Raw genomic sequence first — 18,388 nt, forward strand, 5'->3', positions numbered from 1 at the left:
CCATGGGCAAAGTCGAGGACGAGCGGGCATTCTTTTCCGAAGGCTGGATTGAACCGCCTAAGGCAGTGCAAAAGAAGGCGGCACCTACCGAGAAACCGCATTATCACGGCCATCGCGACCGCCTGCGCGAGCGCTTTGTCGCCGGCGGACCGGACGCCCTGCCCGACTATGAACTGCTCGAGCTGCTGCTCTTCCGGCTGATCCCGCGCGTCGACACCAAGCCTATCGCCAAGGCGCTCATCGCCCGCTTCGGCTCGCTGGCCGAGGTGCTCGGCGCGCCGGCATCCCTGCTTGAAGAAGTCAAAGGCATCGGACCGGTCGTTGCGGCCGATCTCAAGGTCATCGCCGCGACGGCCCAGCGCATGGCGCGCGGCGAGGTGCGCGGCCGCGAAGTCCTGTCCAACTGGACGCAATTGCTCGACTATTGCCGCTCCGCCATGGCCTTCGAGAACCGCGAGCAGTTCCGTATCCTGTTCCTCGACAAGAAGAACGGGTTGATCGCCGACGAGGTACAGCAGACCGGCACCGTCGACCACACGCCGGTCTATCCGCGCGAGGTGGTCAAGCGCGCGCTCGAGCTCTCAGCCAGCGCCGTCATCCTGGTGCACAACCATCCTTCTGGCGACCCCACACCTTCCCGCGCGGACATCGAGATGACCAAGCAGATCATCGATACGGCCAAACCGCTCGGCATCGCCGTGCACGACCACATCATCATCGGCCGCAAGGGCAACGCCTCGATGAAGGGTCTGCTGCTGATCTGAGGCGTTTGCCCGGCATTTCGGGATTGCCGGGACATCATCTCCTCATCAGATAGTCGGCTCTGGAATTTCAGCAGGAAATCAAGCATGATGGCACTTGGTATCTTCCCGGGATGCTTCGCGCTCCCGTGAAATACCGGGAGGACGGGACATGGCCATTGTGCTTGTACTCGTTTTGATCGTTGTGGGCTCGGTGCTGTTCCACCTCCTGAGCCCATGGTGGTGGACGCCCATCGCCTCGAACTGGGACTACATCGACAACACCATCACCATCAGCTTTTGGATCACCGGCATCGTCTTTGCCGCTGTCGTGCTCTTTATGGCTTATTGCGTCTTCCGCTTCCGGCATCGGGAAGGCAATCGCGCGGCATATCAACCGGAGAACAGGCGGCTCGAATCGTGGCTGATGATCGCAACGGCGGCCGGTGTCACCGCCTTGCTGGTTCCCGGCCTCTTCGTCTGGAGCCGCTTCGTCAACGTTCCCGGCGAGGCCGCCGATATCGAGGTTGTCGCCCAGCAATGGCAATGGAGCTTCCGTCTGCCCGGCAAGGACGGCAAGCTCGGCACCTCCGACACCCGCGTCGTCTCGGCTGAAAACCCGCTCGGCATCGTAACCGGCGACCCGAACGGCCAGGACGACGTCGTGGTCGAGGCGGCGGACCTGCACCTGCCGGTCGGCAAGCCGGTTAAGGTGCTGTTGCGCTCGATCGACGTGCTGCACGATTTCTACATCCCGGAATTCCGCGCCAAGATGGATATGATCCCGGGATCGGTCACGTATTTCTGGTTCACGCCGACGCGGACCGGAACCTTCCAGGTCTTGTGCGCCGAGCTGTGCGGCCAGGGACATCCGCTGATGCATGGCGTTGTCATGGTCGATACCGAGCAGGATTATCTGGCCTGGCTCGGCCAGCAACAGACCTTTGCGCAATTGTCCGCGCCCCAGCAAACGGGCTCGGCGAACCAACCGTCGGAAAAGACGATGGCGTCCAGTTTGGACGTTGCGGCAAAACTCGAAACGCTCGAGGCCCGCTGAACAGGGCGCGGAGGTGCTCCCATGGTCGACGTCACACCCGCAGATGCCGTTCCACCCGCCGAAGTCGCGGAGATGGAACTTTACCATCCGCACAGCTGGTGGACGAAATACGTCTTTTCACAGGACGCCAAGGTCATAGCAGTCCAGTATTCGGCGACGGCCATGGCTATAGGCCTCGTCGCGCTGATGCTGTCCTGGCTGATGCGCCTGCAGCTCGGCTTCCCCGGCACGTTCGATTTCATCACTCCGGAGGCCTACTATCAGTTCATCACCATGCACGGCATGATCATGGTGATCTATTTGCTCACCGCGCTCTTCCTTGGCGGCTTCGGCAATTACCTCATTCCGCTGATGGTCGGCGCCCGCGACATGGTCTTTCCCTATGTCAACATGCTGAGCTATTGGGTCTATCTGCTCGCCGTGCTGGTCCTGGTGTCGAGCTTCTTCGCGCCGGGCGGGCCGACAGGCGCCGGCTGGACGCTCTACCCGCCGCAGGCGATCATGACCGGCACGCCGGGCGGCCAGGACTGGGGCATCATCTTGATGCTCTCTTCGCTCATCCTGTTCATCATCGGCTTTACCATGGGTGGACTGAACTATGTGGTGACGGTGCTGCAAGGCCGCACCCGCGGCATGACCTTGATGCGCCTGCCGCTCACCGTCTGGGGCATCTTCACCGCCACGGTCATGGCGCTTCTGGCCTTCCCGGCACTGTTCGTTGCTTGTGTGATGATGCTGCTCGACCGTCTGCTCGGCACTTCCTTCTTCATGCCGGCAATCGTCGAGATGGGCGAGCAACTTCAGCACAATGGCGGCAGCCCGATCCTGTTCCAGCATCTGTTCTGGTTCTTCGGCCACCCGGAAGTCTACATCGTGGCGCTGCCGGCCTTCGGCATCGTGTCCGACCTGATCAGCACACATGCGCGCAAGAACATCTTCGGTTATCGCATGATGGTCTGGGCCATCATCGCCATCGGCGCGCTGAGCTTCGTGGTCTGGGCGCACCACATGTATGTCAGCGGCATGAATCCTTATTTCGGCTTCTTCTTTGCCACCACGACGTTGATCATTGCGGTGCCGACCGCGATCAAGGTCTATAACTGGGTGCTGACGTTGTGGCGCGGCGACATCCATCTCACCATACCGATGCTGTTCGCGCTCGCCTTCATCGTCACCTTCGTCAATGGCGGCCTGACGGGCTTGTTCCTCGGCAACGTCGTCGTCGACGTGCCGCTGTCGGACACGATGTTCGTCGTCGCACATTTCCACATGGTCATGGGCGTCGCGCCGATCCTGGTGATCTTCGGCGCGATCTATCACTGGTATCCGAAGGTCACCGGACGGATGCTGGACGAGACACTCGGCCGCTTCCATTTCTGGATCACCTTCCTCGGCGCCTACCTGATCTTCTTCCCCATGCACTATCTCGGCCTGATGGGCGTTCCGCGGCGCTACGCCGAACTCACCGACATGAATATCATGACGGAATCGGCCCACCATCTGAACTCGTTCATCAGTATCATGGCCTTCATCGTCGGCTTCGCCCAGATGGTGTTCCTGTTCAACCTGATCTGGAGCATTCGCCATGGCCGCGAGGCCGGCGGCAATCCGTGGCGAGCAACGACGCTCGAATGGCAAACGCCTGAGACGCCGCCCGCGCACGGCAATTTCGGCAAGGAACTGCCGATCGTCTATCGTTGGGCCTACGACTACAGCGTGCCGGGTGCCAAGGAGGACTTCATCCCGCAGAACGTGCCGGGCTCCTTCGGCCCCTCCAGGGAGCCGGCATGAGCGTCATCCTGGTCTTCATGTTGGTGATCGCCGGCTTTGCCGGTTGGTGGCTTTCGCACCAGCGGTTGACGGCGAAGCCATGGCTGGAGCAAGGCGTGGTCGGAGACGTCGTCGGCTTCGACCGGTCGTCCCTGCCCACCGCCAAGATCGGCCTCGGCGTCTTCCTCGCCGTCGTCGGCTGCCTGTTCTCGCTGTTCACCAGCGCCTATTTCATGCGCATGGGCCTGTCGGACTGGCGGCCGCTGCCGCTGCCGCGCCTGCTTTGGCTCAACACCGGCGTGCTGGCGCTGAGCAGCGTCGCGCTGCAATGTGCCGTGGTCGCCGCGCGCAGAGGCCAGGTGGACATGGTAAGGCTCGGTCTTGCAACGGCGGGGTTGACCGCCCTCGCCTTCCTCGCCGGCCAGTTGATTGCATGGCGGCAGCTGACCGAGGACGGCTACCTGTTGGCCTCCAACCCGGCCAACAGCTTCTTCTATCTGATCACGGCGATGCATGGCCTGCACATACTGGGCGGGCTGGTCGGCCTTGGCAGGACGAGCGCCGGCGCCTGGAACGGAACGCGGCGGGAGCGGCTGCGCCTCAGCGTCGAGCTGTGCGCCATGTATTGGCATTTCCTGCTTTTCGTCTGGCTATGCATCTTCGCCGTCCTGGCCGGTTGGGCGGCGACGTTTGTGAGCATTTGCCAACGGCTGCTGACCTAGGAGACTGGCGATGGCCGAGACGACACTGACGCATACCAGCCAGATGGATCGCCCCCAGGGCTTGCGCGGGATCGCCGCCGACTGGGCCTCGGATCAGCGCGCGTTCAAGAACGTGTCCTGGGGCAAGGCCATGATGTGGATCTTCCTGCTCAGCGACACCTTCATTTTCGGTTGCTTCCTGCTTTCCTATATGACGGCGCGGATCTCCACGCGCGTGCCGTGGCCGAATCCAAGCGAGGTCTTCGCCTTGCGCATCGGCGGCTCGGAGATCCCGCTGATCCTGATCGCCATCATGACGTTCGTTCTCATCTCGAGCAGCGGAACCATGGCCATGGCGGTCAATTTCGGCTATCGCCGCGATCGTCGCAAAACCGCGATCCTGATGCTTTTGACCGCCGCGCTCGGCGCAACCTTCGTCGGCATGCAGGCCTTCGAATGGACCAAGCTGATCACCGAAGGGGTTCGGCCGTGGGGCAATCCCTGGGGAGCCGCGCAATTCGGCTCGTGCTTTTTCATGATCACCGGCTTCCACGGCACGCACGTCACGATCGGGGTGATCTTCCTGATCATCGTGGCGAGAAAAGTCTGGCGTGGTGACTTCGACACCGGCCGGCCCGGCTTTTTCACCAGCCGCAGGGGCCGCTACGAGAACGTCGAGATCATGGGGCTCTATTGGCACTTCGTCGACCTGGTCTGGGTGTTCATTTTCGCCTTCTTCTATCTGTGGTGAGAGGCAGGTTCTGTTGAGAGGAAGACATGGCTGAAGCAACCGCAAACGGTCTCGGACAACACGCACTGCATCCCGCCCATGATGCGGCGATCGTCGCCAAGGCGGAGACGCATCAGGAGCACCCGATCAAGCTCTATCTGGTCGTCTGGGCGTGGTTGTTCATTCTCAGCACCTGCTCCTATCTGGTCGACTATTTCGGCCTCCACGGCTATCTCAGGTGGTCGCTGATCCTGATCTTCATGATGCTCAAGGCAGGACTGATCGTCGCCGTCTTCATGCACATGGCCTGGGAGCGGCTGGCGATGATGTATGCAATCATCCTGCCCCCGATACTGGTGCTGGTTTTCGTGGCGATGATGGTCTTCGAGGCCGACTATACGCTGCTGACTCGTATCGCGTTTTTCGGGCCTGGCCCCTGACACCCGATGCGGGGTCCAGCCGCAGCATGACGGGCCGGGGACGGCCGGTTCCGATGCCTTGAAACAACAGGCCGCCGGCCCATTTTGGTTTGGCGTATGCGCCGTGAACTCAAGCAAAGGACGCGGACAATGACGATAGCAAACAGACTGAGAAACTTTATCGACCGCAAGGGCATCTCCTACGATACCGTGGGGCATCATCGAACTGCCACCAGCAGGCAGGCCGCCATTGCCGCGCACGTGCCCGGCAGCATCATGGCGAAGTCCGTGGTCGTTCACCACGAACTCGGTTATGCGCTGGCCGTGGTGCCAAGCACCCACAGAATCGAACTCGGCAAGCTACAGGACGTCATGGACAAACGCCTCGGCCTCGCTTCCGAAGACGAAGTGGTATCGCTCTTTGACGATTGCGACGTCGGCGCCATACCGCCGATCGGTGCGGCTTATGATGTGCCGGTCATTCTGGACGAGAGCCTGCGTGATGCCGCCGCGTATCTATTTCGAGGGCGGCGACCACAAGACGCTTGTGCATGTCAGCGGCAAGGATTTCCGCAACCTGACGACGGACGCGCGCCAGGCGCGGTTCAGCTATCCGGCCTTCTGACGCATAGAGGCTCCCGTCGCTGCGTCACGGCAGGGCCTGATTGCTTCGACGGTCTGGGAGCAGCCGGCGGCTCTACGACCTTGCGGTAAAAACATGCCGGGGCCGAGGATCGGCAGCACGACCGCCAGTCGTCCAGGGCTGCTTTTTCGGTATTCTCAAGATGCGAAGGTGAACGTCATGGACACGCGGACGCTTCTCATACTCGGCCTTGGCATAGTCATTCTGCTGCTATTGGGTTTTTTTGCACTCCCGGCGTGACGGTGCTGGGGGCGATATTCATCTGCGCAACTGCCGGCGTCTTCCTTCCGGATAAGCAGGCGACCATCAAAAGAGTCTGGACGGCGGTGTTTATTTGGAAAACTGCTTCAGGTAGGCGATGACGTTGGCTATGTCCTGATCGTTCTTGAGGCCGGGAAACGCCATCTTCGTCCCTTTGACCATCGCCTTGGGGTCTTGAAGATATTTTGTCAGCGTAGGCTCGTCCCATTTGATGCCGGATTTTCCGGCCTCGATCATGGCCGTGGAATAGGTGAAACCGGGATGCGTGCCCGCGGTGCGCCCGATGACGCCGTGCAGAGACGGGCCGACCTTATTCTGGTCCTGGTCGGCAATGTGGCAGACCTTGCACTTGGTGAACACCTTCTCGCCTGCGGCGGCGTCTTGCGCCTGCGATGGGCTTGCAAGGAAGCTCGTAGCGGACAAGACGATGAAAAGCGCGGTTGCGCGCATGGCACTTCCTCCCTGATCGTCATTTCCGTCGGACGGCCCGCGCCACGCTGGCGTATCCTGCATGGCGGGCGACCGCGTCTCTTCAGTGGAATTGCGGCACCTACATACCACAGAATCGAACCAATGGGCAAAAATTGCCGGCCTGCGAAGGCTTAGGCCATGCGCCGAGGACTAACTGCCCAAAAAGCGGTCCAAGCCTTCTGAACGGCGACGGTCAGGGCGGGTCGGTCTTGCAGCTTGCCGCGATCTGCCCGATCACGTCCGAAAGGCCCGCAAGCTCGAAATCGGCCTCGCCGCGTCCCGACAAAAGGCCGAAGCGCCACGACAGCGTCAGCCGGTTCGCCGAAGCCAGACGCTTGATGCCGTCGTCTCCATCCCTGACCAGTGTTCTGCCGCGCGGGCCGACCGACCAGCTTTCATCGGTTTTGCCGCCGCCGTCGACCGCGACGGAGATGGTGATCTTGCGGCTGGCCGAGACAGCATCGTTGAGCTGGAGCCACTCGCTCCAGCGTGGTTGGCCGTCGGGCCGGCAAGCCAATGTCAGCACAGGGCTGTAGCCCAACGCTCCGCCGCCGGTGATCAGTTTGTTGCTGGCGTGGAGCGACGCCGTGATCTGACCATCATTGCCGGCGCCAACGCTCCAGTTGCCGAGAGCCGGCTCGGCCCGGGCGACACCGGCGGCTGCGGCAAACAAGAGCGCCGCGGCGACGACCACGTCTCTCATCGTGAATCCCAGCCTCACCAATGCCTCCAAACACCCGCGAATGCGATGAAGCGCAGATAATGTTCAACCGTTGGTATCGCCAGCGGCAGGCCTTCAAGACAAGTTGTCTGTGTTGCCGCGCCGCCACAATAAAGTAGCTCCTAATCAAAAAGGCCGCCCGGAGGCGGCCTTTCGAAGTCTCGGCATTGAAACCTGTTACTCGGCTTCCTTGGCGGCTTTTTTCTTCGGCGCGGCCTTCTTCTTCGGCTCTTCCGCCTCGTCGGTGGCTTCGCCAGCCTTTGCGTCGCTTGCCTTGGCTTCGCCAGCCTTTGCGTCGCTTGCCTTGGCTTCGGCCTTCTTCGAGGAAGCCTTCTTGGCCGGCTTCGCCTTAGTCGCGGTTTCGGCCTCTTCGTCGTCGGCCATCAGCTCGTCCTTGCCGACCTTGACGTCGTTGACCGAGATCTGGCCAAGCAGATAGTCGACCACCTTCTCCTCGAACATCGGCGCGCGCAGCGCGTTGATGGCTTCCGGGTTGCTGCGATAATACTCGAAGGCTTCCTGCTGCTGGTTGGCCGGGAAGCGGCGCACCTGCTCGAACAGGCCGCGCTGCAGTTCCTCGTCCGACACGGTGACGCCGGCCTTCTCGCCGATCTCGGCCAGGACCAGACCGAGGCGCACGCGGCGCTCGGCAAGGCGCATATATTCGGCACGCGCTTCTTCTTCCGTCGTCTCTTCGTCGGCGAAAGTGCGGCCGGCGGCTTCCAGGTCGCGGTTGACCTGGCCCCAGATGTTGTTGAACTCGGCCTCAACGAGCTTCGACGGCGCCTCGAAGGAATAGGATGCGTCGAGCTGGTCCAGCAACTGGCGCTTCACCTTCTGGCGGGTCATGGAGCCGAATTGGTTCTCGATCTGGCCGCGCACGATCTCGCGCAGGCGCTCGAGCGATTCCAGACCGAGATTCTTGGCCGTCTCGTCATTGATCTCGAGCGCGCCGGGCGCCGACACTTCCTTGACCGTGACGTCGAAGGTGGCTTCCTTGCCGGCCAGATGCGCCGCCTGGTAGTTTTCGGGGAAAGTGACGGTGACCTGCTTCTCGTCGCCGGCCTTCGTTCCGATCAGCTGCTCCTCGAAGCCCGGGATGAACTCTTTGGAGCCGAGGACCAGCGGCTGGTCGGTGCCGGCGCCGCCGGCGAAGGCCTCGCCGCCGATCTTGCCGACATAGTCGATGGTCACACGGTCGCCCTCGGCGGCCTCGCCGGTCTTCGGCTCGTAGCTGCGCGCCGATTCCGCGACGCGCTTGACCTGATCCTCGACTTCCGCGTCCGGCACGTCATAGACCTGGCGCGTCACCTTGATGTCGGAGAAATCCTTGATCTCGATCGGCGGGATGACTTCGTAGTTGAGGCTGAATTCGAAATCGGCGCCGCCGGCCAGGATCTTCTCGGCCTCCTTCTCGTCCTCGGTCATGATCACTTCGGGCTGCATGGCGGCTTTTTCGCCGCGCCCCGAGATGATCGAACGGGTCGAGTCGTTGAGTATCTCGTTGACGACCTCGGCCATGAACGACTTGCCGTACACCTTGCGCAGGTGCTGCACCGGCACTTTGCCCGGGCGGAAGCCGTTGATGCGCACCTTGCCGCGGGCATCGGTCAGCCGCGCCATCAGCTTGGCTTCCATGTCACCGGCCGGCACGGTGATCTTGATCTCGCGCTTGAGACCGGAGTTGAGCGTTTCGGTGACCTGCATCCTAGAACCTTTGTTTTCAACAATGAGACTGCCGAACGGTTTTAGCCGTTTACAGCCTGCCGGTATGATCTTGCCGGAAATGGCTTTTGGGACGGAACCTGGCGATTTGACCGCGAATGCGGCTCAAATTCTCCTGAACTGCGCCTTGCCGGATGCGAATAAGTCTTTGTTTTTCCTACGACTTTTCACATCTTGCAGAAGCGGAAACTCACTTTCCGTCACATTCGACACGCCTTTTGTCACAGGCTAGGCTAATTTTCAACTATCTTCGCTCCAATGCATGCCGCCCAAAAGTGCGCAGCGGTTTTGGGAGAACGGCATGCATCAAGACTAGGCCTGAAGCGCGTCACCCGAGCCGTTTCGACATGACGCGCTTTAGCCGGATAAGCATGACTTGAGCCTCGACATTGACAGAATGATGGCTACATGGGATTGCCGGGGAAAGCGGATGTGGCGGAATTGGTAGACGCCCTGGATTTAGGTTCCAGTGCCGAAAGGCGTGGGGGTTCGAGTCCCTTCATCCGCACCATCTTCGCTCTTTGAGCTTCGGACGGCAGGACCACCACCTGAGGCTCGAAGAGCCGAAGGTGTCTCCGAAGTCTTGGCGAAGGAGGACCGCAGCTATCTCCTGGCGGCGCAAGCAAGGCCCTCACGCTCTCGGAGACCATCCCGCTTTGCGCATCCGATGCACTTGAAATAGCCCTTTAACAGGTTCTTACTTGCAACAGGCGGGTCGGGGCTCTGTCAGATTGTGCGTGTAACTTCTCTAGTTCTGGGGCTTGGGTCAGCTCTCGCGGCGGCGTCTCAGGTTGAGGCTTTGGAGTACACTCCGGCTTCTCTTCCGGGTCAGCTGCCAATGCTCATTGTCTCCGGTGAGTTTAGCGCCAATGAGTCTTTGAACGGCTTCAGCCGCGCGGTTGCGAGCAGCGGGGCCAAGGTGATTGTATTCAACTCCCCCGGTGGCAACGTCGGCGGTGCTATTCGTTTGGGGCGTATGATCCGCGCAGCAGGGTTGGATACGCTTCAGGTTGGCCAATTGCAGTGCGCTTCAGCCTGCTCACTGGCCTTCCTGGGTGGCATCCACCGTGTTGCCGAACCAAGTTCCATCGGTATCCACCGGGCGTTTCTCAAACCGGCTGACGGGATGTCCACCGAAGAAGCGAAGTCGCGTCCAGCTCGGAACGGCTGCAATCACGTCTTATGTGGTCGAGATGGGAGTGGACCCCAAGCTGATAGAATTGGCTTCGAGCTACGGCAAGCATGACATAAGATATCTATCGGCCAGCGAAATGGCTGACTTGCATGTGACCAATGCCGCAGCGAACCAGTCGCCGGCAGATATTTCACAGGTGTTAACGAGGCCAAATCCTGCGCCCGTGTCCGCTCCTGCACCCGACGCCAGGCTACTGCCGGAAAGCATTGCGGTCGCCTTCGTCAGGGATCTCATCGAGCATCATGGCGACAACGACGATTTCGCTCTTGCCCAAGTTCAGGCATCCTACGCTCCCAAGGTCGATTATTATGGCAAGCTGACGAAGTTGAGGTCGATCATTCAGGACAAGAGGAACTATTACCGGCGATGGCCTGAACGCGGATATAGCGTCCGCAAGGACAGCATCGTGGTCAACTGCACTAACGATCGCTGCATGGTCTCGGGCGTCTACGACTGGGTTGTGCGCAGTCCCTCGATACACAAGCAGGAAAAAGGCGTGGCAAACTTTAGCTACACGATTTCGATCGGTCCCTATCCCAAGATTATCGCAGAGACAGGGAGTGTCCAACGATAAGCGGGACCACCGTTAGCGCGGACACAGACGTCAAGCCCCTATACACTTAATAAAGCGGCTCCTCGAACAGCGTCTTGTCGCCGTCCATCAGCGCCTTGATCTGCGCCGTGCCGTCTGCTGACAGCGCGAGCTTGATGCCGAACGGCCGCACGCGCATGTCGTCCTGGATCGCCATTCCTTCGCCTTCCGGCAGATAGAAGCGGTCGATCCCGTAGTCGGGCGCGATCGTCGCTTCCGGATCGCTGAGGCCCCAGCCTTCCCCGACATGGCCGGCAATGTCTGCTTCGTCCGCGCCTGCTGGGGCCGGCGCTTTGCCGAACCACGCCGCCGTCGGCTGCCAATAGCCGTCGGAGCCCTTCTTCAGCCGCACCACGATCGCTGTGTCGTCGCTGGAGAACTTGCCTTGCGGAAGGTTGACGATCAGCTTCACCGGGATGCGCGAAATGTTGTTGTTGAGGGAGATATAGTCACCTCGCAGGAGGTCGCGCGGATCGACGGGTTGGACTTTCAAGAGGACTTCCTTGCCGTTGCGCAGGATCGCGGCCCGGCCGGCTATGATCCAGCTGAGAAAGCCGATCTGGACGAGCGCCAGCACCAACGCCGAGATGATGAGCTTCTTGCCGGTCATGCCGCTGCTCCTGTCTCGACGGGCGCTCTCATGCGCTTCTCGATACGGATGATGATCAGCGCCAGTACGCCGAGCAGCACGGCAGCCGCCAGGAAGAAGCCGGCCGTATCCAGCATCGACCGCAAGGTGACGCTATAGATAATGGCGAGTTCGAAGGCGAAGCCGGCATAGGCCAGCCAGCGCAGGCCCCTGCTCTCGCGGCCGGCCAACATGACCGCCGCCACGATGCCGGCAAGCACTACGATCGAGGCGAGGGCGAAACCGCTATTGTAGGTGCTTTCATCCGCCAACTCGAACTGGATCATCGCCATGCCAGTGAGGAAGCCGAGCAAAGCGTGCAAGGACAGCCGGCCGCCCAGCTGCAGGATCCTGTCGATCGGATCGCCGGCAAGGACCGCAGCGGCAAAGAGCAGCGTCGATACAATGACCAGCGACATCGCCACCGGCAGCGTGTCGTGATCCGTCGCCAGCAAGACCAGATACAGAATGACAGACAAAATGACGAGGTGGCGCGCTGCCCGGCTTCGCGTCCAGAACGAAATGGCGAACAGCACGATCGCCATGATGATGAAGAGATGCGGAATTTCCGCGCGCCAGTAGAAGCCGAACCCCTTGAGGACCAGCCAGGCATCGGCAATGCCGACTGCAGCCACCGTCAGCGGGTTCGAACGCAGCGCTACTGCCGCCAGCGCCGTGCCGGCGCACCATGTCACCAGCGCCGAGGCCTCGTCGCCCGAAAGATGGTACATCTGGCCGATCAGCGCGATCGATCCGCCGAAGGCGGCGGCTGCAACGATCCACAGCGCCTCGCCGATCGCGGCATGGTCGCGCGTCTTCAGCACCGCGCCGCCGACATAGCCGGCCAGGATGACGGCGAAAAGCGCCGCCACACGAACGACACGCGGAATGGCCTCCCAGTTGGCGGCGACGAAAATCAGGATCGCTGCGCCGAGCAGAAGCGCCGCCATCATCGCCAGGATCGAGCCGAAACTCAGCGACGCGCGCTCGTTGGCAGCGACGTCGCGCGTCAATGCCTCCGCCGTGGCGGGATCGATCAGCCCTCTCTCCCGCCAGCGGGCGATATCCGCCCTTAGCCGTGTCGTATAGCTCGCCATGCTTTCCCCCAAAGCCTGGTCATTTCCTCAACCGGGGCAGCCAAACCGTTGACGCGGCGGCACTTTCCGATTCGGCCTTCTTTGCGACGCAGGCGTGAACGGCCGTTAATGTTGCATTGCACAATTTGCATTGCTGCCATGCGCCAACGGCACTTTTAAACCGATATGATCCCACCTATTTTCTGTTCGTACACAAACGGAATGATCCGAAGTTAAAGACGAAACGAGAACTACCATGAACCTGATCCGCAACTACCGCAACTGGCGCCGCTACCGGGACACCGTCTCCGAGCTGAACCGCCTGTCGAACCGTGAACTGACCGACCTCGGCATCAGCCGCAGCGACATCCACTACGTCGCCCGCAAGGCGGTCTAATCCGCTTCGGACCGCAAATGGTCCGAACCAGTTTTGAAGAGAGTTAAGACAATGAACCTGATCCGCAGCTATCGTAACTGGCGCGTCTATCGCGACACCGTTGCTGAGCTGGGTCGGCTTTCGAACCGCCAGCTCCACGATCTCGGCATCGTTCGCGACGAGATCAAGATGGTCGCCCGCAAGGCGATCTAAGCAAGGCATTTCGCCAGGGTCGACCTCCTCCCCGACCCTGACGGATACGGCCAACCCTCACCTCCTCCCGAGGGTTGACCACCAAAACGGCGCCCGCCGGACCTCCTCCCCCGGCGGGCGTTGTTCCCGAAGCGAACGCAGTTCGTCTTCGAAGGCTTCGCCCCTTCTCAAAGGCGAAAAGAATTTTCGTCCTCAAGGGCGAAAGAGATTTCGTCAAAGCCGACCTCCTCCCCGGCGATGACGAATATGGTCGATCTTCACCTCCTCCCGAGGATCGACCCCCAAAACGACACCCGCCGGACCTCCTCCCCCGGCGGGTGTTGTTGTTTCTGGCGCAGGCACCGGCCACCTGCGTTCTCGGCCGGCAATTGCAATCGCGTCCCCAAGCGATTATTCCGGCGCTCATGAGCAAAAATCCCATACACGTCATCGGCGGCGGCCTCGCCGGCTCCGAAGCCGCATGGCAGATCGCGCAAGCCGGCGTCCCGGTCGTGCTGCATGAAATGCGCCCGGTGCGCGGCACCGACGCGCACAAGACCGACGGCTTGGCCGAGCTGGTCTGCTCCAACTCCTTCCGCTCCGACGACGCCGAAAACAACGCTGTCGGCCTGTTGCACGCCGAAATGCGGCTTGCCGGCTCGCTGGTCATGAGTGCCGGCGATGCGAACCAGGTGCCGGCCGGCGGCGCGCTGGCAGTAGACCGTGACGGCTTTTCCGACGCGGTCACCGCGAGGATCGAGGCGCATCCGCTGATCACCATCCAGCGCGAGGAAGTGCCGGGGCTGCCGCCCGAGGATTGGGACCAGGCGATCATCGCCACCGGCCCGCTGACGGCGCCTTCGCTGGCGCAGTCGATCGCCGAAGCTACCGGCGCCGATGCGCTCGCCTTCTTCGACGCCATCGCGCCGATCGTGCATTTCGACACGATCGACATGAACACAGCCTGGTTCCAGTCGCGCTACGACAAGGTCGGTCCAGGCGGCACCGGCAAGGACTACATCAACTGCCCGATGGACAAGGAGCAGTATCTCGCCTTCGTCCAGGCGCTGCTCGACGGCCAAAAGACCGAGTTCAAGGAGTGGGAAGGCACGCCCTATTTCGACGGCTGCCTGCCGATCGAGGTGATGGCCGACCGCGGTGTCGAGACCCTGCGCTACGGGCCGATGAAGCCGATGGGGCTGACCAACGTCCACAATCCGTCGGTCAAGGCCTATGCGGTGGTGCAGCTCCGGCAGGACAATGCGCTGGGCACGCTCTACAACATGGTCGGCTTCCAGACCAAGCTGAAGCATGCCGAGCAGGTGCACATCTTCCGCACCATCCCTGGGCTTGAGAACGCGGACTTTGCGCGTCTCGGCGGCCTGCACCGCAACACCTACATCAACTCGCCGACGCTGCTCGATCCTTCGCTGCAGCTGAAATCGCGCCCCGGCCTGCGCTTTGCCGGCCAGATCACCGGCTGCGAAGGCTATGTCGAAAGCGCCGCCATCGGCCTGCTCGCCGGCCGCTTCGCCGCCGCCGAACGCCTCGGCCAGGCGCTATCGCTGCCGCCCTCGACCACCGCCTTCGGTGCGCTGCTCAACCACATCACCGGCGGTCATATCGTCTCGGATGACGAGCCCGGCAAGCGCTCCTTCCAGCCGATGAACGTGAATTTCGGCTTGTTTCCGCCGGTCGAGGCGCCGAAGACCGAAGGCAAGCGCCTGCGCGGCAAGGACAAGACCGTCGCCAAGCGCCATGCCATCACCTCGCGCGCTCTGGCCGATTGCAGGGCATGGTTGGGGCTGCCCGCACGGGCCGAGGCGGCCGAGTAACTTATGGCTGCCGTCTCCAGGTTGCCTCAGCTCCTGCCGCCGGGTTTGCCGGCAAGTGAAGAACCCTTCGCGGGGGGCTACGAGATTGTCTGGAGCGTCTATATTCGCTGCAAGAGCCTCCAAAAATTGCGCGAGGTTCATATCCCAGCGCTCGAAGCGCTGATCGGCCAGCCACATGGCGGCAACGGCTGGCTGTACGACAACGAACGCTACATCAAGAACCGGGACCGGAGGCTGAAGAGGATTATTGCCTTAAAGCGCGTCCCAGGCCCCTACACCGATCAGATCCTCGTCGATTTCATGAAGACGCTTTATTCGCTCTCTTCGTATTGGACAATTCAAGCCCGGCTGGACCCGTCGCACCCCCGCGGTGTGTACGTGTGCGCCAGCTTCAGATCCGAACCTCCGCCCTCAGAGACACCGGCGGTCGTCGACGCGCAGGTTGAATTGGAGGCCAATTTCACCGATGCGATGGGCGGTGAATCAGGACGCTATCTCGGCTCCGGTCAGCGCATCAGCTAGTGATTTCCAACTATTCCGCCGGCTCCGCGCCTGTCCTCGGCAACCCCGGCTTGCCCGCCTCTCCCGGATTCCTTCGCACATAAGCCGACTTCAGCGTCTCGGACGTATCGCGCGAACCGTCATGGCTCCAGCCTGGCGGCTGGATGAGATAGTTGACACGCTGACCAGGCGTCAGCCCCGGCGCCAGCGCATCCTTGAACATGCCGATCCATTCGTGGAACGCAACCTTCAGCGGATTGAAGGTGCCGATGTTCTTTACGATGCCGTAGCGCGGCCGGTCCTCCTCCAATTCCTCGACGAAGGTGCCGAACATGCGGTCCCAGACGATCAGCGTGCCGGCATAATTGGCGTCGAGATAGCGCGGATTGGTGGCGTGGTGGACACGGTGGTGCGAAGGCGTGTTGAAGATGAATTCGAACCAGCTCCACATCCTGCCGATCGTCTCGGTGTGGATCCAGAACTGCCAGACCAGGTTGAAGCCGAAGACGAAGGCGATCACCGCAGGATGGAAGCCGAGCAGCACCAGCGGCGCCTGCAGGGTGAAGGTGAAGGTGAACAGCCCTGTCCAGCTTTGTCTCAGCGCCGTCGAGAGATTGTAGTGCTGGCTGGAATGATGGTTGACGTGCTCGGCCCACACCCATCGCACCCGGTGCGCGATGCGGTGATAGACATAGTAGCGCAGGTCGTCGAGCAGGAAGGCGGCGACGAACACCCAGATCGACAGGCCGAGATTGAAGAAGCGGAATTGCCACAGCCACAGCAGCGCCCAGTAGGACACGACGCCGAGCAGCAGGCCTGCAACGACATTGCCGGTCCCCATCATCAGGCTGGTCAGCGTGTCGCGCGTTTCGAACGATCCCCTGGCGCGGGCGGTGCGCGCACCAGCCAGAGCTCGATCAGGATCGCCGCGACGAAGAACGGGATCGCAAGCTGGGTGACCTGCGGGAAATTATACTCGTCCATCACGCCGCCTCCCGGATCCGATCATGGCTTTGCAATGCCGCCGCCACGGCCAGCGCGCCGGTTTCGTCGGCAAAAGCAAACCGCCCGCCTTTCCAGGTGAAATCATTGAGCCGCAGCGAGACCACATTGCCTTCCCTGGTCAGCGCCAGAATGTCCTGGGGCGTGACGATGCGCGTCAGAAAACAATCGCCTATGCTCCGGACGATGCCGCAGCGCTGCGGGCCAAGATCGAGAAACGCGGCATGGCTGTCGGCTGTCAGCCGTATTGAACCCGGTCTTTCGTCGGGAAAATCCTCGGCAAAGCGTGCGAGCGCATGATCGGCGCCGGCAAGCGTCGCGGTCGTCGTGCCGCCGGTGAAATGCACGGCCGCGACCGACAGCGCGATGCCGAACACGACAAGGACGACCAGGACTGGCAGGCTCATGGAAAGACGGCTCCTCCGGCGGCCCGCATTTCTTCGACGCGAGTCCACATGGACGGAATCCCTAGCACGGTTGACGTTTACGTCAAAGGGGCGTCCAGCCCCGCATCGCATGACGCAAGAGCAGCCAGTGCCCGCGCAAGGTTGAGAGCGTTGCCGTCACACTGAGCGGCGACGTGCCCGTCTTCTCCATCCTGTCGAGATAGGCATGGGTCAGCGCTAGCGGCAGGAAGGCGGGCCGCAGCGCAACGGGAAGCGCTGGCGCACCTTTCTCGAAGGCGTTGAGATGCTCGCGCGCCAGCGCAATCATCGCCGCAACCGCGCGCTCGGCGGCTGCCCCGCCTTCGCCTTTGACGAACTCTTCCGGCGTCGTGCCGGCCGCCGACAGGATGTCGGCGGGCACAAAACACTGTCCGCGCCGACGATGGAGCGGCAGAAGCAACAACAGGCCGGTGATCGCCTGCGCGCAGCCGGCCCTGCCCGCCAGTTCGGCAAAGCCGGGCGCCGCGGCGGGATCGAGCACCATGGCCGCAAGCTGGATCAGCGCCGCGGCCGTCTCGCCGCAATAGCCTTCGAGATCGGTCCGCGACGGCATCGGGTCGTCATAGAGATCGAAGATGCGCGCCTCGAGCATGTTCTCGAAAGCAGCCTTCGGCAACCGGCAGGCGGCGATCGTCGCGCGCAGCGCATCGGCGGTCGGGTGGCCTGTCTCGGCATCCTCTTCGGCCGAAATGACGTCTCGCCACCATTGCAGCCTGACCTCGCCCGGCAGCGGCTCATGGATGCGATCGCGCACGCCGGCGATCTCGGCATTGAAGGCGTAGAGCGCGAGCAGCGCGTCGCGCTTGTCGGCCGGCGCGTAAAGCGCCGACAGATACCGGCCATGGTCGACGGCGCGCACCACACCCATGACGATGTCGCCATTCTTGATGATCTTGGACGTGCCGGCCATTCAATCGACGGCGATCAGCGCCGCGGCCACGGCGCGGTCTTCGGCGAGCAGCACATTGTAGGTCCGCACCGCCGCTCCCGTCGACATCGGGTCCGCCGAGATCCCGGCCTCCTTTAGCGCGGCGCGCAGCGCCGCCGGCAGCGGCCGCAGTTCCTTGCCCATCCCGACCAGCAGGATCTCGACTTTGCCGGCCTCGGCGAACAGCTTGTCGAAATCCGTGGCCTTCAGCGCCAGCGGATCGGCGGGCTCCCAGCCATGGATGCCCGACGGCAGGACGAGCAGCGATCCGCGATGCGACATATCGGCAAAGCGAAAGCCGCCATTGCCATAGGCCTCGATCGCCGCCTTGCCCGGGAAATGCGCCTCGCGGATGATGATGCCTTTGGCCATGGCTCTA

19 protein-coding genes, 1 tRNA gene and 2 pseudogenes are annotated in these 18,388 nt (G+C 61.9%); 13 read left to right on the forward strand and 9 right to left on the reverse strand.

Translation table 11 applies throughout. From position 1 onward, the window contains the following. The first annotated feature begins 2 nt into the window (after positions 1-2). The 7 genes and pseudogenes from radC to FJ423_RS07330 all read left to right on the forward strand — a co-directional run bounded on the left by radC (position 3) and on the right by FJ423_RS07330 (position 6,042). Positions 3-764, forward strand: a complete 762-nt coding sequence (gene radC / locus FJ423_RS07300) for a DNA repair protein RadC (protein ID WP_095765043.1) — start codon at positions 3-5, stop codon at positions 762-764. Positions 765-912: 148 nt separating this feature from the next. After that, a complete protein-coding gene (locus tag FJ423_RS07305; protein WP_140840432.1) occupies positions 913-1,797 on the forward strand; it encodes a cytochrome c oxidase subunit II in 885 nt (294 codons plus the stop codon). A 21-nt stretch (positions 1,798-1,818) separates the two neighbouring features. Then, positions 1,819-3,588 carry a cytochrome c oxidase subunit I gene (gene ctaD / locus FJ423_RS07310; RefSeq protein ID WP_095765041.1) on the forward strand — a complete coding sequence of 590 codons (1,770 nt, stop codon included), beginning with the start codon at positions 1,819-1,821 and terminating at the stop codon, positions 3,586-3,588. Next, entirely contained in the window at positions 3,585-4,289 is a 705-nt protein-coding gene (locus FJ423_RS07315; protein WP_140840434.1) for a cytochrome c oxidase subunit 3, read from the forward strand. The genes ctaD and FJ423_RS07315 overlap by 4 nt, the downstream gene beginning before the upstream one ends. A gap of 10 nt (positions 4,290-4,299) precedes the next feature. Next, on the forward strand, positions 4,300-5,019 hold the full coding sequence (locus tag FJ423_RS07320; RefSeq protein ID WP_095765039.1) for a heme-copper oxidase subunit III family protein: 720 nt from the start codon (positions 4,300-4,302) through the stop codon (positions 5,017-5,019). A gap of 26 nt (positions 5,020-5,045) precedes the next feature. Next, entirely contained in the window at positions 5,046-5,438 is a 393-nt protein-coding gene (locus tag FJ423_RS07325; RefSeq protein WP_095765038.1) for a cytochrome C oxidase subunit IV family protein, read from the forward strand. Positions 5,439-5,567: 129 nt separating this feature from the next. After that, positions 5,568-6,042: pseudogene (locus tag FJ423_RS07330) on the forward strand (aminoacyl-tRNA deacylase). Positions 6,043-6,390: 348 nt separating this feature from the next. Here the strand turns inward: FJ423_RS07330 and FJ423_RS07335 are convergent. The 3 genes from FJ423_RS07335 to tig form a co-directional block, all read right to left on the reverse strand. Continuing rightward, on the reverse strand, positions 6,391-6,771 hold the full coding sequence (locus FJ423_RS07335) for a cytochrome c family protein (RefSeq protein ID WP_140840436.1): 381 nt from the start codon (positions 6,769-6,771) through the stop codon (positions 6,391-6,393). Positions 6,772-6,985: 214 nt separating this feature from the next. After that, positions 6,986-7,513: a hypothetical protein gene (locus tag FJ423_RS07340; protein ID WP_348642879.1), complete on the reverse strand. Its 528-nt coding sequence runs from the start codon at positions 7,511-7,513 to the stop codon at positions 6,986-6,988. A gap of 177 nt (positions 7,514-7,690) precedes the next feature. Beyond that, on the reverse strand, positions 7,691-9,220 hold the full coding sequence (gene tig, locus FJ423_RS07345) for a trigger factor (protein WP_140840438.1): 1,530 nt from the start codon (positions 9,218-9,220) through the stop codon (positions 7,691-7,693). 444 nt (positions 9,221-9,664) lie between these two features. On the opposite strand from tig, the gene FJ423_RS07350 reads away from it, so the two are divergent. Together FJ423_RS07350 and FJ423_RS07355 are read left to right on the forward strand one after the other, a co-directional pair. Continuing rightward, a tRNA-Leu gene (locus FJ423_RS07350) sits at positions 9,665-9,749 on the forward strand. 688 nt (positions 9,750-10,437) lie between these two features. Then, on the forward strand, positions 10,438-11,007 hold the full coding sequence (locus tag FJ423_RS07355) for a hypothetical protein (protein ID WP_140840440.1): 570 nt from the start codon (positions 10,438-10,440) through the stop codon (positions 11,005-11,007). Positions 11,008-11,053: 46 nt separating this feature from the next. On the opposite strand, the gene FJ423_RS07360 is transcribed toward FJ423_RS07355, so the two are convergent. Then, complete coding sequence (locus tag FJ423_RS07360) at positions 11,054-11,635, reverse strand: GDYXXLXY domain-containing protein (protein ID WP_140840442.1); 582 nt, start codon at positions 11,633-11,635, stop codon at positions 11,054-11,056. After that, the gene (locus tag FJ423_RS07365; RefSeq protein ID WP_140840444.1) at positions 11,632-12,750 is read right to left on the reverse strand and encodes a DUF2157 domain-containing protein; all 1,119 of its coding nucleotides are present in this window, start codon (positions 12,748-12,750) and stop codon (positions 11,632-11,634) included. The genes FJ423_RS07360 and FJ423_RS07365 overlap by 4 nt, the downstream gene beginning before the upstream one ends. Positions 12,751-12,985: 235 nt before the next feature. On the opposite strand from FJ423_RS07365, the gene FJ423_RS07370 reads away from it, so the two are divergent. The 4 genes from FJ423_RS07370 to FJ423_RS07385 all read left to right on the forward strand — a co-directional run bounded on the left by FJ423_RS07370 (position 12,986) and on the right by FJ423_RS07385 (position 15,654). Beyond that, the gene (locus FJ423_RS07370; RefSeq protein ID WP_095765031.1) at positions 12,986-13,126 is read left to right on the forward strand and encodes a DUF1127 domain-containing protein; all 141 of its coding nucleotides are present in this window, start codon (positions 12,986-12,988) and stop codon (positions 13,124-13,126) included. A 51-nt stretch (positions 13,127-13,177) separates the two neighbouring features. Beyond that, positions 13,178-13,318, forward strand: a complete 141-nt coding sequence (locus FJ423_RS07375; protein WP_071031998.1) for a DUF1127 domain-containing protein — start codon at positions 13,178-13,180, stop codon at positions 13,316-13,318. A 404-nt stretch (positions 13,319-13,722) separates the two neighbouring features. Further along, on the forward strand, positions 13,723-15,132 hold the full coding sequence (trmFO, locus tag FJ423_RS07380; RefSeq protein WP_140840446.1) for a methylenetetrahydrofolate--tRNA-(uracil(54)-C(5))-methyltransferase (FADH(2)-oxidizing) TrmFO: 1,410 nt from the start codon (positions 13,723-13,725) through the stop codon (positions 15,130-15,132). Between the two features lie 3 nt (positions 15,133-15,135). Then, positions 15,136-15,654 (forward strand): hypothetical protein, encoded by a 519-nt coding sequence (locus FJ423_RS07385; RefSeq protein WP_140840448.1) that lies wholly within the window; start codon positions 15,136-15,138, stop codon positions 15,652-15,654. A 10-nt stretch (positions 15,655-15,664) separates the two neighbouring features. Here FJ423_RS07385 and FJ423_RS07390 read toward each other — a convergent pair. The 4 genes and pseudogenes from FJ423_RS07390 to FJ423_RS07405 form a co-directional block, all read right to left on the reverse strand. Beyond that, positions 15,665-16,617 (reverse strand): annotated as a pseudogene (locus FJ423_RS07390) (sterol desaturase family protein). Continuing rightward, a complete protein-coding gene (locus FJ423_RS07395) occupies positions 16,617-17,042 on the reverse strand; it encodes a hypothetical protein (RefSeq protein WP_140840450.1) in 426 nt (141 codons plus the stop codon). Before FJ423_RS07395 ends, FJ423_RS07390 begins: the two are co-directional and overlap by 1 nt. A gap of 82 nt (positions 17,043-17,124) precedes the next feature. Continuing rightward, on the reverse strand, positions 17,125-17,949 hold the full coding sequence (locus tag FJ423_RS07400; protein WP_140840554.1) for a phytoene/squalene synthase family protein: 825 nt from the start codon (positions 17,947-17,949) through the stop codon (positions 17,125-17,127). Between the two features lie 42 nt (positions 17,950-17,991). Beyond that, positions 17,992-18,381, reverse strand: coding sequence for an Mth938-like domain-containing protein (locus FJ423_RS07405; RefSeq protein WP_140840452.1), 390 nt, complete (start codon positions 18,379-18,381; stop codon positions 17,992-17,994). Positions 18,382-18,388 lie beyond the last annotated feature (7 nt).

The organism is Mesorhizobium sp. B2-8-9, assembly GCF_006439475.1.
Lineage (GTDB): Bacteria > Pseudomonadota > Alphaproteobacteria > Rhizobiales > Rhizobiaceae > Mesorhizobium.

Coding starts and splice junctions, on each gene's coding strand:
- trmFO (WP_140840446.1), top strand. CDS start 13,723: ATGAGCAAAAATCCCATACACGTCATCGGCGGCGGCCTCGCCGGCTCC.
- FJ423_RS07375 (WP_071031998.1), top strand. CDS start 13,178: ATGAACCTGATCCGCAGCTATCGTAACTGGCGCGTCTATCGCGACACC.
- FJ423_RS07305 (WP_140840432.1), top strand. CDS start 913: ATGGCCATTGTGCTTGTACTCGTTTTGATCGTTGTGGGCTCGGTGCTG.
- FJ423_RS07400 (WP_140840554.1), bottom strand. CDS start 17,949: ATGGGTGTGGTGCGCGCCGTCGACCATGGCCGGTATCTGTCGGCGCTT.
- FJ423_RS07335 (WP_140840436.1), bottom strand. CDS start 6,771: ATGCGCGCAACCGCGCTTTTCATCGTCTTGTCCGCTACGAGCTTCCTT.
- ctaD (WP_095765041.1), top strand. CDS start 1,819: ATGGTCGACGTCACACCCGCAGATGCCGTTCCACCCGCCGAAGTCGCG.
- FJ423_RS07320 (WP_095765039.1), top strand. CDS start 4,300: ATGGCCGAGACGACACTGACGCATACCAGCCAGATGGATCGCCCCCAG.
- FJ423_RS07370 (WP_095765031.1), top strand. CDS start 12,986: ATGAACCTGATCCGCAACTACCGCAACTGGCGCCGCTACCGGGACACC.
- FJ423_RS07405 (WP_140840452.1), bottom strand. CDS start 18,381: ATGGCCAAAGGCATCATCATCCGCGAGGCGCATTTCCCGGGCAAGGCG.
- FJ423_RS07385 (WP_140840448.1), top strand. CDS start 15,136: ATGGCTGCCGTCTCCAGGTTGCCTCAGCTCCTGCCGCCGGGTTTGCCG.
- FJ423_RS07315 (WP_140840434.1), top strand. CDS start 3,585: ATGAGCGTCATCCTGGTCTTCATGTTGGTGATCGCCGGCTTTGCCGGT.
- FJ423_RS07360 (WP_140840442.1), bottom strand. CDS start 11,635: ATGACCGGCAAGAAGCTCATCATCTCGGCGTTGGTGCTGGCGCTCGTC.
- radC (WP_095765043.1), top strand. CDS start 3: ATGGGCAAAGTCGAGGACGAGCGGGCATTCTTTTCCGAAGGCTGGATT.
- FJ423_RS07325 (WP_095765038.1), top strand. CDS start 5,046: ATGGCTGAAGCAACCGCAAACGGTCTCGGACAACACGCACTGCATCCC.
- FJ423_RS07365 (WP_140840444.1), bottom strand. CDS start 12,750: ATGGCGAGCTATACGACACGGCTAAGGGCGGATATCGCCCGCTGGCGG.
- FJ423_RS07395 (WP_140840450.1), bottom strand. CDS start 17,042: ATGAGCCTGCCAGTCCTGGTCGTCCTTGTCGTGTTCGGCATCGCGCTG.
- tig (WP_140840438.1), bottom strand. CDS start 9,220: ATGCAGGTCACCGAAACGCTCAACTCCGGTCTCAAGCGCGAGATCAAG.